The organism is Calidithermus chliarophilus DSM 9957, from assembly GCF_000430045.1.
Taxonomy (GTDB): Bacteria; Deinococcota; Deinococci; order Deinococcales; family Thermaceae; genus Calidithermus; species Calidithermus chliarophilus.
Genome location: NZ_KE387023.1, coordinates 1702472 through 1716586, shown reverse-complemented (window position 1 = coordinate 1716586; position 14115 = coordinate 1702472). Strand labels below are relative to the sequence as shown.

At 70.1% G+C, this 14115-nt stretch carries 12 protein-coding genes; 4 read left to right on the top strand and 8 right to left on the bottom strand.

Annotation, left to right across the window (positions count from 1 at the left end):
• Positions 1-11 precede the first annotated feature (11 nt).
• The 4 genes from ndk to MEICH_RS0108420 all read right to left on the bottom strand — a co-directional run bounded on the left by ndk (position 12) and on the right by MEICH_RS0108420 (position 3715).
• Positions 12-428 carry a nucleoside-diphosphate kinase gene (gene ndk, locus MEICH_RS0108435; RefSeq protein ID WP_027892239.1) on the bottom strand — a complete coding sequence of 139 codons (417 nt, stop codon included), beginning with the start codon at positions 426-428 and terminating at the stop codon, positions 12-14.
• A 72-nt stretch (positions 429-500) separates the two neighbouring features.
• Complete coding sequence (locus MEICH_RS0108430) at positions 501-1232, bottom strand: SIMPL domain-containing protein (protein ID WP_027892238.1); 732 nt, start codon at positions 1230-1232, stop codon at positions 501-503.
• Between the two features lie 101 nt (positions 1233-1333).
• Entirely contained in the window at positions 1334-1996 is a 663-nt protein-coding gene (locus MEICH_RS0108425) for a S4 domain-containing protein (RefSeq protein WP_027892237.1), read from the bottom strand.
• 18 nt (positions 1997-2014) lie between these two features.
• Positions 2015-3715 carry an ABC transporter ATP-binding protein gene (locus MEICH_RS0108420; RefSeq protein ID WP_027892236.1) on the bottom strand — a complete coding sequence of 567 codons (1701 nt, stop codon included), beginning with the start codon at positions 3713-3715 and terminating at the stop codon, positions 2015-2017.
• A gap of 162 nt (positions 3716-3877) precedes the next feature.
• Here MEICH_RS0108420 and MEICH_RS0108415 point away from each other — a divergent pair, with 162 nt between their 5' ends.
• The gene (locus MEICH_RS0108415) at positions 3878-4312 is read left to right on the top strand and encodes a hypothetical protein (RefSeq protein WP_027892235.1); all 435 of its coding nucleotides are present in this window, start codon (positions 3878-3880) and stop codon (positions 4310-4312) included.
• A 220-nt stretch (positions 4313-4532) separates the two neighbouring features.
• On the top strand, positions 4533-5747 hold the full coding sequence (locus MEICH_RS0108410; protein WP_051304056.1) for a glycosyltransferase family protein: 1215 nt from the start codon (positions 4533-4535) through the stop codon (positions 5745-5747).
• Positions 5748-6028: 281 nt separating this feature from the next.
• Here the strand turns inward: MEICH_RS0108410 and MEICH_RS24310 are convergent, their stop codons facing one another.
• The 4 genes from MEICH_RS24310 to MEICH_RS0108390 all read right to left on the bottom strand — a co-directional run bounded on the left by MEICH_RS24310 (position 6029) and on the right by MEICH_RS0108390 (position 10121).
• Positions 6029-7324, bottom strand: a complete 1296-nt coding sequence (locus MEICH_RS24310; RefSeq protein ID WP_245587635.1) for a S41 family peptidase — start codon at positions 7322-7324, stop codon at positions 6029-6031.
• Between the two features lie 89 nt (positions 7325-7413).
• The gene (locus MEICH_RS24305; RefSeq protein ID WP_051304054.1) at positions 7414-8697 is read right to left on the bottom strand and encodes a S41 family peptidase; all 1284 of its coding nucleotides are present in this window, start codon (positions 8695-8697) and stop codon (positions 7414-7416) included.
• A 141-nt stretch (positions 8698-8838) separates the two neighbouring features.
• Positions 8839-9009, bottom strand: a complete 171-nt coding sequence (locus MEICH_RS28535; RefSeq protein WP_157202677.1) for a hypothetical protein — start codon at positions 9007-9009, stop codon at positions 8839-8841.
• 131 nt (positions 9010-9140) lie between these two features.
• Positions 9141-10121, bottom strand: coding sequence for a hypothetical protein (locus tag MEICH_RS0108390; protein ID WP_051304053.1), 981 nt, complete (start codon positions 10119-10121; stop codon positions 9141-9143).
• Positions 10122-10164: 43 nt separating this feature from the next.
• Between MEICH_RS0108390 and MEICH_RS0108385 the strand changes: the two genes are divergently transcribed.
• Both MEICH_RS0108385 and thrS read left to right on the top strand, forming a co-directional pair.
• Complete coding sequence (locus MEICH_RS0108385; protein WP_051304052.1) at positions 10165-11316, top strand: MFS transporter; 1152 nt, start codon at positions 10165-10167, stop codon at positions 11314-11316.
• Between the two features lie 603 nt (positions 11317-11919).
• Positions 11920-13887: a threonine--tRNA ligase gene (thrS, locus tag MEICH_RS0108380; RefSeq protein WP_027892231.1), complete on the top strand. Its 1968-nt coding sequence runs from the start codon at positions 11920-11922 to the stop codon at positions 13885-13887.
• Positions 13888-14115: the final 228 nt, after the last annotated feature.

Genomic DNA, 14115 nt, shown 5'->3' with positions numbered 1-14115 from the left:
GAGAGTCCCGGTCAGCCGATGATCTCTTCGGGCTTGAAGAAGATGCCGATCTCGCGGGCGGCGCTCTCGGGGCCGTCGGAGCCGTGGATGATGTTCTCGTCCACGGTGGTGGCGAAGTCGGCACGGATGGTGCCGGGGGCGGCCTCCCAGGGGCGGGTCGCGCCCATCAGACGGCGCATCTCGCTGATGGCCTGGGGGCCCTCGACCACCATCGCCACCACGGGACCGCTGGTGATGAAGTTGACCAGGCCGTCGAAGAAGGGTTTGCCCTTGTGCTCGCCGTAGTGGGTCTCGGCGGTCTCGCGCGAGATGACCATCTTCTTCATGGCGACGATCTTGAAGCCCTTGCGCTCGATGCGGTTGATGATCTCGCCGGTGAGGCCGCGGCGCACGCCGTCGGGTTTGACCATGATGTAGGTGCGTTCCATACCGCCCAAGAGTCTACCCGGCCCCGGTAGGGGCGGCAAGCGGAGGGCGGTGAGCCGTGAGGGCGCTATCCCTCACCGCTCGAGCCTGAACGTCACGCCTACCACGGCGGTGATGTCCTTCTCGATGGCGGTGGTGTCGAAGGAGCCGTAGTCATCGACCTGGGTGGTGTTGCGCGGGGTGATCTGGAACACCCCCATCCGCGCGCTCTGGGCCACGCCGATGCGGCCGCCGGTGCCCTGGGCGATGGTCTCGGCCCGCAGGCGGGCGTCCTCGGTGGCGGCCTTGAGCATCTCCAGCCGCAACTCGGGGAGCTTGGTGTAGAGGTACTGGAGGTCGGACTCGAGGGGAATCCCCTGGGCCAGCACCGCCTCCGACACCTTGCCCGCGGCGGCCGTCACCCCGTCGACGTCCTCGCTGGAGAGCTCGAAGGACTGGGAGAGGCGGTAGACCGCCCGCTGCACCCGGCTGCCGTCGGGGCGGGTCTCCTCGGTGGAGAGGGTCTCGGTGTTGATGGTGCTGAGCTTGAGGCCCGCCAGGTTCTGCGCGGCGACGGCGGCGCGGAACTTCTGGCCGTAGCCCTGCAGGCGCTGGTAGGCCTCGGTCACGTTGAAGGCGTCGGCGTAGAGCCGCCCGCGCCAGACCACGTTGTCCGAGCGGATGGCCTTCTTGGCCGAGCCGGTGACGCTGATGGTCTGGTCGCTGCGGGCCTCGACAACCGCGCGCCCCGCCATCCAGCCGGTGAGCACCAGGGCCACCGCCAGGGCCAGCAAGCCGAGGAACAGTTGAGGAAAGGTGCCACGCATGGAGTTCTCCCTTGTCGAGCCCGGATGCCCGCGCCGCCCGATCGCTCGGTAGCTCCAGCGTATACCGGTTGCGGGTTAGAGGCGTTTGTGGCGGCGGGCGGCTAGCGCTGGACCTCGACCTCGAGCTTGACGTTGCCCCGCTTGGTCTGGCCGAGCATCCGCTTTACGCGCAGCACCCCCAGGCCCTCGGCCACCAGGGTGTCGCCCTCCTTCACCTCGTCCTTGGCGCTCACCGTCCTGCCCGCGATCTTGACCTTCCCGGCCTTGACGCCCTGGGCGAAGTAGCTGCGCGAGACGCCGAAGCCCTTCGAGCCCACCGCGTCCACGCGCAGGCTGGGCACCACCACGCTGCGGGTGCGCTCGCGGGACCTGGGCAATTCCTCGGGCAACGCCTCCCGCACCGTGAAACCGGCCTCCTGCAGGGCCTTGAGCCCCTTGGACAGCGTCACGACCAGGAAAGCCTCCCGGGCCTCCTCGAGGTCGCCCAACAAGCCCGGCTCGAGCACGCCGCGCAGCCGGTCCTCCAGGGCCTCGAGGTCGCCCTCGAAGCTCAGTAGCGCGACCTTGGTGGGGTCGGAGACCTGGGGGACCTCGGGCGGGAACAGCACCGCCACCTGGCGCTCGGCCATGGGCAGGCCGCCGAAGAACTCCAGTTGCAGGCCCTCGGCCTTGGCCTGGCGGCGCAGTTCGTCCTGCTGGTCGGGCTCGAGGAAGGGGGTCTGCACGACCCGCCCGCCGCGGGCCTTGTTCACGTAGCTCTGCATAGGCCCGATGATAGCAGGCTAAACCCCCCCGCCCTGCCGCCAGAGCTGGGCGTAGAGGCCGCCGTGCGCGAGGAGTTGGGCGTGGCGGCCCTGCTCGACCACCCGGCCCCCCTCCAGCACCACGATGCGGTCGGCGGCCTGCACGGTGGAGAGCCGGTGGGCCACCACCAGCACGGTGCGGCCGGGGCGGGCGGCCTCGAGCGCCGCCATCACCCGCGCCTCGCCGGCGGGGTCGAGGGCGCTGGTGGGCTCGTCGAGCAGCAGGACGCGGGCCCCGCGCAGCAGCGCCGCCGCCAGCGCGAGCCGCTGCCGCTGGCCCACCGACAGCCCGGTGCCCTCGTCGCCCAGGGGGGTGTCGAGGCCGTGGGGCAATTCCTCGAGCAGGCGCACCTGGCGCAGGGCCGCCTCCATCCCCGCCCCGGAGGCGCCGGGGGCGAGGGCCTCGAGGTTCTCCCGCACCGTGCCGCCGAAGAGCAGCGGCTCCTGGGGCACCCAGGCCACCTGGGCCTGCAAGAAGGCCGGGGCGTAATCGTGCAGCGCCCGCCCGTCGAGCCGCACTTCCCCCTCCTGCGGGCGGTACAGGCCCAGCAGCAGGCGCAGCACCGTGCTCTTGCCGCTGCCCGAGGGGCCCACCAGCGCGGTGAGGGTGCCGGGCTCGAGGGTGAGGTCGAGGGCCTGGAGCACCGGCTCGCCGGCGTAGGCGAAGCGGACGTGGCGCAGCTCGAGGCGGCCCTCGAGCTGTTCCGGCCGTAGCGTGCCCGTGGCGGTGGCGGCAGGCAGGCTCAGCAGCTCCATCACCCGGCCCGCCGCGCCCTCGGCCTGGGCGAGCAGCATCCAGCCCCGCGAGAGCGTCTGCAGGGGGGTGAGGGTCAGGGCCAGCAGGGCCAGGTAGGCCGTGAGGCCGCCCAGGCTGAGCTTCCCGGCCTCGACCTGGCCCACGCCCAGGAAGAGCAGCAGCACCAAAATCGCGCCCGTGGCGAGCTGCGAGAGCGGCAGGTACAGCGAGCCGACGAGCACCCGGTGCAGGCCCAGCGCGAAGTGCCGCTGGCTGTGCCGGGCGAAGCGCGAGCGGGCGAAGCCCTCCAGCCCCAGCGCCCGGATAAGCTCCAGCCGCCCGAAGCCCTCGGCCATGCCCCCCGCCAGGCGCTCGGCGGCCTGCTGGGTGCGCTCGCTCTGCGCCGTGACCTGGCGGCCCACCCAGCCCAGCAGCAGCCCCAGCACCGGCAGGCACAACAGCAGGTAGAGCGTGAGCTCGCCGTAGGCCAGCACCATCTGGGCGATCAGCGCCAGCAGGGTGAGGCCCTGGATCAGCACCGTGCCCAAGCCGAAGAAGATGAAGCTCTCGAGCTCACGCAGATCGGCCAGGATGCGCCCGGAGAGGGCCGCGGGCGAGGCCTCGAGGCGGGCCAAGTCCACGCGCAGCAGGTGCTCGAGCAGCCGCTCGCGCAGGTCCTTGGGCAGCCGCACCGAGAGGTAGCCCACGCAGGCTTCTTGCAAATAGCCCCCCACCGCCAGCACCCCGAAGAGCCCCAGCCCCAGCCCCAGCAGGCGCGGCAGCTCCCCGAAGCGCCCCTGGGCCAGCACCTCGTCGAAGAGGGGCCGGACCAGCCAGGAGGGGATCAGGGCCTGGGCCAAAGCGGGCAGCAGCGCGGCCCCCACCGCGAGCAGGAGGTAGGGCCAGTACGCGCGCAACAGCCGGAACAGGACGGGCACTCTCATGCGACTCTAGTAGAATCTACATCGCACTGTGGATTCAGGATGAATCTGGAGGCTCAGCCTGGTTCACGGAGGCTCGAGGCCGCCCCTGTACGACCGCTCCGCCCTCCCCCGCTTCCCCACCGGTCGCCGCGCGCCTGGACCCATTTTCGGGAGGAAAGCTCGATGAAGCGCGTACTGACCTCACACGGACAGATCCTCATCCTCGGACAGCCCCACAGCCGCTCCACCGACGTCATCGACCCCATCTCGGTCTACAACCTGGGCCCCGGCCACCTCATCGTCACCCGCATCGGCTTCGCCCCGGACAAGATGAGCCAGCGCCGCCGGCAGTTGCAGGACGTGTACAAGCCCGTGGCCCCGGGCCAGGAGGTGGTGGTGCTCGACCGCGAGATCTACCAGCAGTGGGTCAGCGAGCTACGCCCCAACGAACGCGCCGACTTCGACACGACGATGGTGATGGCCGAGCCCAAGGGCAACAACAACGTGGCGATCCTCGAGTTCGTTGCCGAGGCCATCACCCCCAACGGCCCCACCAGCACGGAGACCACGGTGCTGATCAGCGTGGAGGACGGGGTTTTGCGGGTTTTTCCGCGGTGAGGGTCGATGGTCGATGGTCGATGGTCGATAGCCAATAGCCGGTAGCCAAACGCAAGACGCCAAACGCAAAACGCCCTTTCTTCACCCCCCTTAGCAAGGGGGGCCAGGGGGGATACCCCTACTCCGCGTGCGGGGAGGGGTTCCTTTCGCCACGAGCCACGAGCCTTTCGCTGACCGCTGACGGCTTACCTCACCCCCTGAGCGCGTTACAATCGGCCCGATGGCGCTGGACGAGATCCTTCTGCTGACCAACGGGCCTGGCGAGCTCTCGACCTGGGTGCCCCCGGTGTTGCGGCGGCTGCGCGAGCGGGTGCCTGGGGCTCGGATCGAGCTTTTCCTGATCCGGGACCAGTTCGCCACGGGGACCGAGGAGACCAAGGCCCGGCAACTGCCGCTGGACGCCATCTCGGGCCGGACCGACTTCCTGGCCCGCCTGGCCCGGGGCAAGCGCGGGGGGCGCGGCGTGGTGCTGATGCTGGGCGGGGCCCCCCGCGACGCGGTGCTCCTGGGGCGGGCCACCGGTTACCCGGCGTATGCCTACAGCTTCAACGGGAAGGCCTGGCGGCGCGGCCTCGAGGCCTACCTCCTCGACTCCGAACGCAGCGTGCAGCAGGCCCTGAGGCGCGGCGCCCGGCCCGGTGAGGTGCGGGCGGTGGGCAACCTCGTCGTCGACGCCCTCGAGGACGCCCTGCGCGCGGGGGCCTCCTGGCCCCAGGCCGACGTGCTGCTCTTCCCCAGCAGCCGCCCCTTCGCGGTGAAGTACATGCTGGGCTTCATGCTGGCCGCCGCCGAGCACATCGCCGCCGCCCGGCCCGGGCTGCGCTTCGCCTGGGTCAAGAGCCGCCTGCTCACCCAGCGCTCCGTCGAGGAGGGGCTTTCGGCCCGCCTGGTGCGCGAGTTCGGCGGGGTGGGCGGCACCTTGCGGGGCGACCGGGTGGTGAGCGAGGGGGGCCTCGAGGTCGCGGTGCTCGACGAGGACCTGCGCTACGGGGTCATGCGCCAGGCGAAGCTGGCCCTCACCATCCCCGGCACCAGCACCCTCGAGATGGGCTTCCTGGGCCTCCCCGCCGTGGTGCTGCTGCCCCTGCACAAGCCCGAAGCCATCCCCGTGCCCATCGAGGGCATCCTGCACTGGATCGGCCTGCTCCCCGGCGGCAAGCGGCTGCGCCACGAGATCGTGCGCCGCCTCGAGGCCCGCATCCCCCACCTGGCCCTGCCCAACCAGTACCTCGGCGAACGCCTCTACCCCGAGATGCGCGGCATCTTCAGCCCCACCGACGTAGCCCAGGCCGCGCTCGAGACGCTCCAACCCGCCTCCCAGGCCCACATCCGCAAACGCCTGGGAGAGCTCGAGGCCAAACCCGGCGCCGACGAGCTGGTGGAGGTGATTCTGGCGGCGCTCAGCCGTCAGGGGACGGGAAGCGGTAAGCAATAAGCTGTCAGCTATCAGCCATCAGCAGGAGGCTAGTGGCTCGCGGTTCACCCCTCCCCTTCCCTCCCCGCGTGCGGGGAGGGTTTATCCCCCCCAGCCCCCCTTGCTAAGGGGGGAATATGGCGTCTTGCGTTTTGCGTCTTGCGTCTTGCGTTTTGCGTCTTGCGTCTTGCGTTTTGCGTCTTGCGTTTGGCGTTCGGCGTACGGCGTAGGACGTACGACCCGCGTTCTGCGTTTAGCGTTTGGCTATCGGCTATCAGCTATCGGCGTCCGGCGCTCAGCCATCAGCTATATACCACCGCCACCCCCACCCCCCGACGCCCGACGTGCGCCGGCACCCGCAACTGCTCCAGGGCCCGCTCCATCAGCACGTCCCGGCCTTCTGCCAGCGCCTTGAGGTCGTCGGGGATGAGCACGTTGGGGGTCAGGCGGTCGGGGTAGAGGCTCCCGTCGGCGCGCAGGGCGCGGCTCACCGAGATCTGCAGGCCGCCGCCGTTGGGCAGCAGGAAAAAGCCGGTCGAGGTGTTGGCGACGCCCCGGGTGGGCTCCCCGACCACCGGGTAGCCCGCGTCCTGCAGGTCGAAGGCGAAGTACTCGGCGCAGGAGGCGCTCCGGCCGTTGACCAGCACCACCGCCGGGCCCTGCCAGCGCACGGGCTCGAAGAGGAAGCGCGCCCGCTCCTGGCCGCCCTCCCTCGAGTACCACACCCCGTTGCGGAAGCTCCACTCGACCGTCGAGTTCGCGCTCTGGAACTTGCGGTAGGTCTCGCCCACGAAAGCCCCCGCCGCGCTCTGGCACTCCTGGGCCGAACCGCCGGAGTTGTCGCGCAGGTCCACGATCATGGCGCGGGCGCCCTGCTCCATGGCGTCGCCCACCAGCGTGTGGACGCGCCGCCCGGTGCCGGGGGTGGCGAAGGAGGGGATGCGCAGCACCGCCACGCCGTCCTCGAGCACCCTCAGGGAGGGGAGCTGGCGCAGGGAGAAGCGCTGCGGCGTGAGGGTGAGCTCCAGCCGGGCCCCGGCTCGCAGCACCTCGAGCACCAGCGGGCCGCCCTCGGCCACGCGGGCCTCGAGGAAGGCCACCCGCTCGGCGTTGGCGGCGGGCAGCGGCTGCCGGTTGACCGCCACGACGCGGTCGCCGCGCCTGAGCCCGGCCTGCTGGGCGGGGCTCTGGTCGAAGACCTCGAGCACCAGCAAGCCCTCGAGCCCCTCCACCGCCCGCAGGCTGGCCCCCAGGCCCGGCCGCTCGCTCTCGGCGCCCTGGAACACGCGCTGCACCTCGCGCAGCCGCTCGGGCGAGAGGTAGCGGGTGTGGGCGTCGGCGAGCTCGCCCACCAGCTCGCCCAGCACCGCCACCGCCTTGTCGTACGGGCAGTCGGCCTGGCCCTGGCACAGCTCGCTCAGGCGGGCCTGGTACTTCGGTTGCAGGGCGGAAGGCGGCGTGGCGGAGATCCCGGCGTAGCGGGTGATGAGCAGGTTCATGGCCTGGTCGAAGAGGTCCTGGGCCGGGCTGGCCCAGGCCGCCGACAGGACGAGCACCAGCCCCCACAGCCATAGCCGCAGGGCGTGGCGCAGCGTCACACCCCTCCCGCGCGCCCTAGGCGCGAACGCTCCCGGTTGGGTCATGCCTCGACTTTAGCCGACCCCGACCCCTCCCGCGAGGGCCGGCCTCACTTTGCCGGGGCTTGCAGCACGCCGTTGCGGGGCAAGGGCTTTCCGGCCGCCATCGCGGCCAGGCGCTGCACCCCGGCCTCCAGCAGGGCGTCGCGGCCTTTGAGGAGGGCCTCGAGGTCGTCGGCGAGGACCTGGTCGGGAGTCACGGCGTCGGGGTAGGGGCGGCCGTCGCGGCGCAGCACCTGGGTGGTGGTGATCTGCAGCGCCCCGCCGTTGGCGAGGTTGTAGAAGCTGGTCACGGTGTTGCCCACCCCGGCCGTGGCCTCCCCGATCACCGGGTAGCCCGCGTCCTGCAGGTCGAAGGCGAAGTACTCGGCGCACGAGCCGGTGGACTTGTTGACCAGCACCACCGCCGAGCCGTTCCAGCGGGCGGGCTCGAGGCTGTAGAACACGCTGCGCTGCCCGCCGCTGCCCAGGTAGGTCTGGCCGTTGCGGAAGCCGTACTCGGTGAAGCCCACGGCGCGCTGCAGGCGGCGGTAGGTCTCGCCGGTGAAGGCCGCGGCGGCCGTGATGCACTCCGTCACTAAGCCCCCGCCGTTGCCGCGCAGGTCCACGATCATCGAGCGGGCCCCGGCGGCCTGGGCCTGGCGCACCAGCTCGTGCACGCGGGTGCCGATGACCTGCGAGCCCAGGAAGCTGGGGATGCGCAGCACCGCCACGCCGTCGTCGCGCAGGGTGAGGCTGGGAAGGCGCTGCAGGCTGATGCGGGCGGGCTGCACGGGGAGGTCGAGCAACTGCCCCGCCCGGACCACGCTCAGCCGCAGGGCCTGGCCCGCGGCGGTGGCCTCGTTGAGGAAGGGCACCCGCCGGGTGAGCTCCTGGGGGAAGGGCTGGTCGTTGACCGCCACGATGCGGTCGCCGCGCTTCAGGCCCGCCATCTCCGCGGGGCTGCCGCCGTAGACGTCGAGCACGATCACGCCGTCGTAGGCCTCGAGGTAGCCCAGTTGCAGCCCCAGCCGGGGCTTGTCGCTGGTCCCGCCGCTGAGGGCGGCCTGGTGTTCGCGGTAGCGCTCGGGCGAGTAGTAGTTGGTGTGCTTGTCGCCCAGCTCGCGCAGCAGCTCGACGATGACCTCCGCGCCGGTGCCGTAGGCGCACTCGGCCTGGGCCTTGCAGGCCTCCTCCAGGCGCAGCCGGTACTTGGGTGCCAGGTCGGCGGGTTTGAGGGGGGAAACCCCGTAGTAGAGCGTGTTCAGCAGGCCGACGGCCTGGTCGAAGAGTTGCTGGGCGGGGCTGGCCAACGCCAGGCCGAGCACCACCACCAGCGCAAGCAAACGCGGCATGGCGCCCATTCTATTGAGCGGCCAGGATTCTTTCGCAAAACTTGACCGCCGAGCATTAAATTCGCGTTCATATACCGCCGGCCGTAAAGCAGCGGGGCGGGCACCCCGCCCGCCCCACAAGCCGTCACGCCGTCCGGAGGTCTATTCGCCCAGCTTGGACACCAGGGCGTTGGCCGCCCCGATCACCAGCACCAGCCCGCCGCCCGCCATCGAGGCCCCCCGCAGCCCGTCGGCCAGGGCGATGGCGTACGCCCCCGCGAGGATGAGCCCAATCCCGAGCGCCACAATCAACCGCGAAATCCACTGCCGCATGCTTCCCTCCCAACTTTTGCAGCCAAGCCTAGGAGAAGCCGGGGGGCAATTTTGTGAGCGTATGACTCAATTAGCGCCGGGGTTAAGGCCAGCTAAGCGCCACGGGCTCATGGAACGGCAAGCCCGGCCCTTCAGCCGAGCTTGAAGGGCGTGCGCTGGCCCGCCAGGGCGATCTCGCGGGCCTCCTGGGGCACCCACGACAGCGCCAGCGTGGCCTGGTAGGCCCGCAGGGCCTTCTCGCGCTGCCCCAGCACGTCGGCGACCTGGCCGTAGCGGGCGAGGGTGTAGCCCGGCAGGTAGGCGGGGTGCTGGAAGTCGGTGTGGACGAGCTGCTCGAGCAGGACGAAAGCGTCCTCGAGCTGCCCCGCCGCCAGGTAGATCTGGGCCGCGCAGTACATGGCCTCGGGGCCCTCGACCTCCTGGAGCTGCCGCAGCAGCGCCGCCCAGTCGTCGCCCTCCTCCAGCCGCCAGGCCCGGTCGAGCACGCTGCGCTGCCGCTCGGCCTCGCCGGGCGCGTGCTCGGGGGCAGTCTGCAGGCCGGGGACCTGCTCCAGCAGCAGCGCGTAGTCGAGCACGTCGGCCAGCACCACGTAGCGGCCCTCGGGGAGGCCCTGCAGGCGGGCCGCCACCTGCTCCACCCGCCGCCGGCGGTGCCCGGTGCCCGGCCCCTCCCCGAACAACCGGGCCAGGCCCTCGAGGTAAGCCCGCACCGGCTCGAGCACCCCGGAAGCGGCCCACTCCGCCGGGGCCTTGGGCTGGGTCAGCACGGCCTGGAGCCCGGCCTCGAGCCCGGCCGCCTGCTCGAGCAGTTCCTGGCCCCGCGGGTACTGCGCCAGCGCCTCGCGGAACTGCTCGCCCTCGGCGCGCAGGTGCTCAAGCGCGTCCAGCGCCTCGACCGGCACACCGCGGGCCTCGGCCCACGGCAGAAGGTGGAAGAGGGCGAGTTCGCCCGCCTCGCGCCAGCGGCCTTCGGCCAATTCCTGCGGGCCGTAGGAGGCGAGGAGTATCTTGGTAGGGCTGTGGGCCTGGACCAGTTCCCGCAGCGTGACCGCGTTGTAGCGCGGGTGCAAGATGTGAAAGGGACCGAGCGTGGCGAGGATCAGCGACGACATCCGGCGTATCATAGACTTCAGCGACCGCAATTACCGTCTGGCGATGCTCAATGGGTGGTTCGTCTTCCTAGGCGACGCCTTTTTTAACGCCTCCATCGTGCTGTCGAGCTTCGCCGCCAAGCTGGGCGCGCCCAACACCGTCATCGGGCTGCTGCCGGCGCTGCTGAGCGCGGGCTCGATGATCCCCCAGGCCTTCGTAGCGCCCTACGTGGCCCGGATGCCGGTCAAGGTGGTGCTCTACCGGCGGGTGGCGGTGCTGCGGGTCTCGAGCCTGGCCTTCATCGCCCTGGCCTCCTTCGCGCTGGGCAACCGCCCCGACCTGCTGCTCGCGTGCTTCGTGCTCGGGCTGGCCCTCAACGGCCTGGTCACGGGCTTCTCCTCGCTGCCCTTCTGGGAGACCGTCGCCAAGACCATCCCCATGGAGCGCCGGGCCGCCCTCTTCGGCGGGCGCAACCTGGTGGGCGGGCTGCTGGCCTTCCTGGCCGGGATCCTGGTGCGCTTCCTGCTGGGCACGCCGCTGCCCTTCCCCATCCCCTACGCCATCCTCTTCACCCTGGGCACGCTCTCCTTCGGCATCGGCTGGTACCTCTTCGGCCTCAGCCACGAGCCCCCCGACGAGGGCCGCCCCGCCGAGCGCATCCGCCTGAGCCTCCCCCTCAAGGACTTCGCCTTCCGCCGCTTCCTGCGCGTGCGGGTGCTCTTCGCCGTGGCCTCCATGACCGAACCCTTCTACGCCGCCTACGCCGTGCGCAAGCTGGGCCAGAGCAGCGAGATCGGCCTCTACCTCACGCTCTACACCCTCGCCAGCGTGCTCTCCAACCTGCTGTGGGTGCGCCTGTCCCAGCGCTACGGCTCCAAGCTGCTCATCCTCAGCGGCGCGAGCCTGGGCATGGTCACCCCCATCCTGGCCCTGCTCCTGCCGCCCGGCGCCTTCGGCCTGGTGTTCCTGCTCCAGGGCACCTACCTCGCCGCGCTGGGCCTGGGCAGCACCACCTACCTCCTCAACACCGCCGACCCCCAAAACCGCAGCTCCTACATCGGCTTAGCCAACACCGTCGTCGGCGTCGTCTCCTTCTCCCCCGTCCTGGGCGGCCTCCTGGCCGACGGTCTGGGCTACGCCGCGCCCCTGCTGGTAGCAGCGGGCTGCTACGGCTGGGGACTATACGCGGGGCGGAAGCTCGAGGGGAGGGTTTGATACCGGATTCAAAAAGATAATCACCCAAACCAAAGACCTTCAGAGGCTATCTTTTTGAATCCTAGAGCACACCCCTCCCTGACGGTCGGCGAAGAAAGCGTATCCCTTCGGTCGGGTCAGGTCGTCCCCATTCGGGAACGAACTGACCGAATCTGGTATGAGCCGTCAGCCGTCAGCCAAAGGCTAGTGGCCTGTGGCTCGTGGGAACCCCTCCCCAACCCTCCCCGCCGGCGGGGAGGGAATATCCCCCCCAGCCCCCCTTGCTAAGGGGGAACAAGGCGTCTTGCGTCTTGCGTCTTGCGTTTGGCGTTTGGCGTCTTGCGTCTTGCATCTCGCGTTCGGCGTTTGGCGTTCGGCGTTCGGCGTTTGGCGTCTCGCGTACGACGTACGACCCGCGCTGCGCGTCCGGCCACCCACCCCCAATTTGACGCTAGCCCCCCCACGCCCTACACTGGCCTGCAAGATGTTCCGACTCGCCACCACTACTCGACGCCGGGAGGACTTCTAGGCCGCTAAGGTTTCGGAGGTCCTCCCGGCTCGCGTAGAATGCGAGCCGGACTTTTTTTCTGTAGCAGGCGCCGCGCCTGCGCGAGCGGAGGAAGAATGAACGTAGTGCTGCCCGACGGAAAACAACTCGAGCTCCCCCAGGGTGCGACGGCCAGGGACGCCGCCCAGGCCATCGGGCCGGGGCTCGCCAAGGCCGCCATCGGCGCCATCGTGGACGGCGACCTCTACGACCTGCTCAAACCCCTGCCGGAAGGGGCCAGCGGCGCGAAGATCAAGATCCTCACCGAGAAGGACCCCGAGTACCAGCCCCTCTTCCGCCACACCCTCGCCCACGTGATGGCCCAGGCGGTGCGCGAGCTCTACGCCGAGCGCGGCTTCAAGCCCGAGGACGTCAAGCTCGCCATCGGGCCGGTGATCGAGAACGGCTTCTACTACGACATCGACGCCCCGACCCCGCTGCGCGAGGAAGACCTGCCCCTCATCGAGGAGCGGATGCGCCGCATCGTGGCCGACGACCTGCCGCTGCAGCGCTTCGTCCTGCCGCGCGAGGAGGCCCTCAAGCGCTTCGAGGGCGTGGACCCCTACAAGACCGAGCTGATCCGGGACCTCCCCGAGGGCGAGGAGATCAGCTTCTACAAGCAGGGCGACGAGCGCTACGGCTTCACCGACCTCTGCCGCGGGCCCCACGTGCCGAGCACGGGCCGCATCCCGCCGCACTTCAAGCTCACCTCGCTGGCCGGGGCCTACTGGCGCGGCGACTCGAGCCGCCCCATGCTCCAGCGCATCTACGGCATCGCCTTCCGCACCAAGGAAGAGCTCGAGCACTACCTCTGGCAACAGGAGGAGGCCAAGAAGCGCGACCACCGCAAGCTCGGGGCCGAGCTCGACCTCTTCACCATCAGCGAGGAGGTGGGCAAGGGCCTGCCGCTGTGGCTGCCCAAGGGGGCCTTCATCCGGCGGCAGCTCGAGCAGTACATGTACGAGAAGGAGCTCGAGCACGGCTACGACCACGTCATCACGCCGCACATCGCCAACTCCAAGCTCTACTACACCTCGGGGCACCTGCCGTACTACAAGGACGACATGTACGCCCCCATCGAGATCGAGGGCGAGGAGTACTACCTCAAGCCCATGAACTGCCCGCACCACCACATGATCTACAAGGCGCGGCTCAAGAGCTACCGCGACCTGCCGCTGCGCCTGGCCGAGTTCGGCACCGTCTACCGCTTCGAACTCTCGGGCACGCTCTCGGGGCTGGCGCGGGTGCGCGGCTTCACCCAGAACGACGCCCACATCTACTGCTCGAAGAGCCAGGTCAAGGACGAGTTCATCCGCGTGATCCAGCTCTTCGACGAGGTCTACAAGGACTTCGGCATCAGCGACTACTGGTTCCGCCTCTCCCTCCCCGACTTCGAGAACAACCCCGCCAAGTTCGGCGAGCCCGGCCCCCACTGGGACGAGGCCATCGCCGCCATCCGGGCCGCGCTCGAGGAGACCGGTGCCCAGTACGTCGAGGGCATCGGCGAGGCCACCTTCTACGGCCCCAAGCTCGACGTGCAGTTGCGCACGGTGCTGGGCAAGGAGGAGTCCATCGCCACCAACCAGCTCGACTTCATCAGCGGCACCCGCTTCAGCCTGGAGTTCACCAACGAGAAGGGCGAGCGGGAGACCCCCGTCATCATCCACCGCGCCATCATGGGCTCCTTCGACCGCTTCTTCGCCTTCTACCTCGAGCACACCGCCGGCAACTTCCCCCTGTGGCTCTCCCCCGTCCAGGCCGTCATCGTCCCCATCGCCGACCGGCACCTGGGGTACGCCCAGCAGATCGCCGCCCAGATGCGCCAGAACAAGCTCCGCGTCGAGATCGACGACCGCAGCGAGCGCATGAACGCCAAGATCCGCGACGCTGAGCTCCAGAAGATCCCCCTGATCCTGGTCGTAGGCGACAAGGAAGCCGAGTCCGGCACCGTAAACCTACGCGAGCGCCACGCCAAAGAACAGCGCACGCTGCCCGTGGGCGAGCTGATCGCACAGATGCACAAGCGGGTGCAGGAGCGGAAGTAGGGGTAAGGGCGCCGAGCGCCGGACGCTGGGGATAGGTCGTACGTCGTACGTCGTACGCAAAGCGCAAGACGCAAGACGCCTTGTTGGGATCGATCATCCACTGGGGTTGTGCCCGCCCCGCAGGCCGACTACAGCCCCACCCCCCAGGGGACACCCGCTCGGCTTGGGCTGCCCCGCCCCGGCCGGGGTGTGCGGCTCACGCGGGAGGGGGTGGGCGGGGTGGCGCAG

What these genes read in the sequence shown, in the direction of transcription:
- MEICH_RS0108390 (WP_051304053.1), bottom strand. Translation starts at nt 10,121, where the DNA reads ATGTCGTCGCTGATCCTCGCCACGCTCGGTCCCTTTCACATCTTGCAC.
- MEICH_RS24305 (WP_051304054.1), bottom strand. Translation starts at nt 8,697, where the DNA reads ATGCCGCGTTTGCTTGCGCTGGTGGTGGTGCTCGGCCTGGCGTTGGCC.
- ndk (WP_027892239.1), bottom strand. Translation starts at nt 428, where the DNA reads ATGGAACGCACCTACATCATGGTCAAACCCGACGGCGTGCGCCGCGGC.
- thrS (WP_027892231.1), top strand. Translation starts at nt 11,920, where the DNA reads ATGAACGTAGTGCTGCCCGACGGAAAACAACTCGAGCTCCCCCAGGGT.
- MEICH_RS28535 (WP_157202677.1), bottom strand. Translation starts at nt 9,009, where the DNA reads ATGCGGCAGTGGATTTCGCGGTTGATTGTGGCGCTCGGGATTGGGCTC.
- MEICH_RS0108420 (WP_027892236.1), bottom strand. Translation starts at nt 3,715, where the DNA reads ATGAGAGTGCCCGTCCTGTTCCGGCTGTTGCGCGCGTACTGGCCCTAC.
- MEICH_RS0108385 (WP_051304052.1), top strand. Translation starts at nt 10,165, where the DNA reads ATGCTCAATGGGTGGTTCGTCTTCCTAGGCGACGCCTTTTTTAACGCC.
- MEICH_RS0108430 (WP_027892238.1), bottom strand. Translation starts at nt 1,232, where the DNA reads ATGCGTGGCACCTTTCCTCAACTGTTCCTCGGCTTGCTGGCCCTGGCG.
- MEICH_RS0108425 (WP_027892237.1), bottom strand. Translation starts at nt 1,996, where the DNA reads ATGCAGAGCTACGTGAACAAGGCCCGCGGCGGGCGGGTCGTGCAGACC.
- MEICH_RS0108415 (WP_027892235.1), top strand. Translation starts at nt 3,878, where the DNA reads ATGAAGCGCGTACTGACCTCACACGGACAGATCCTCATCCTCGGACAG.
- MEICH_RS0108410 (WP_051304056.1), top strand. Translation starts at nt 4,533, where the DNA reads ATGGCGCTGGACGAGATCCTTCTGCTGACCAACGGGCCTGGCGAGCTC.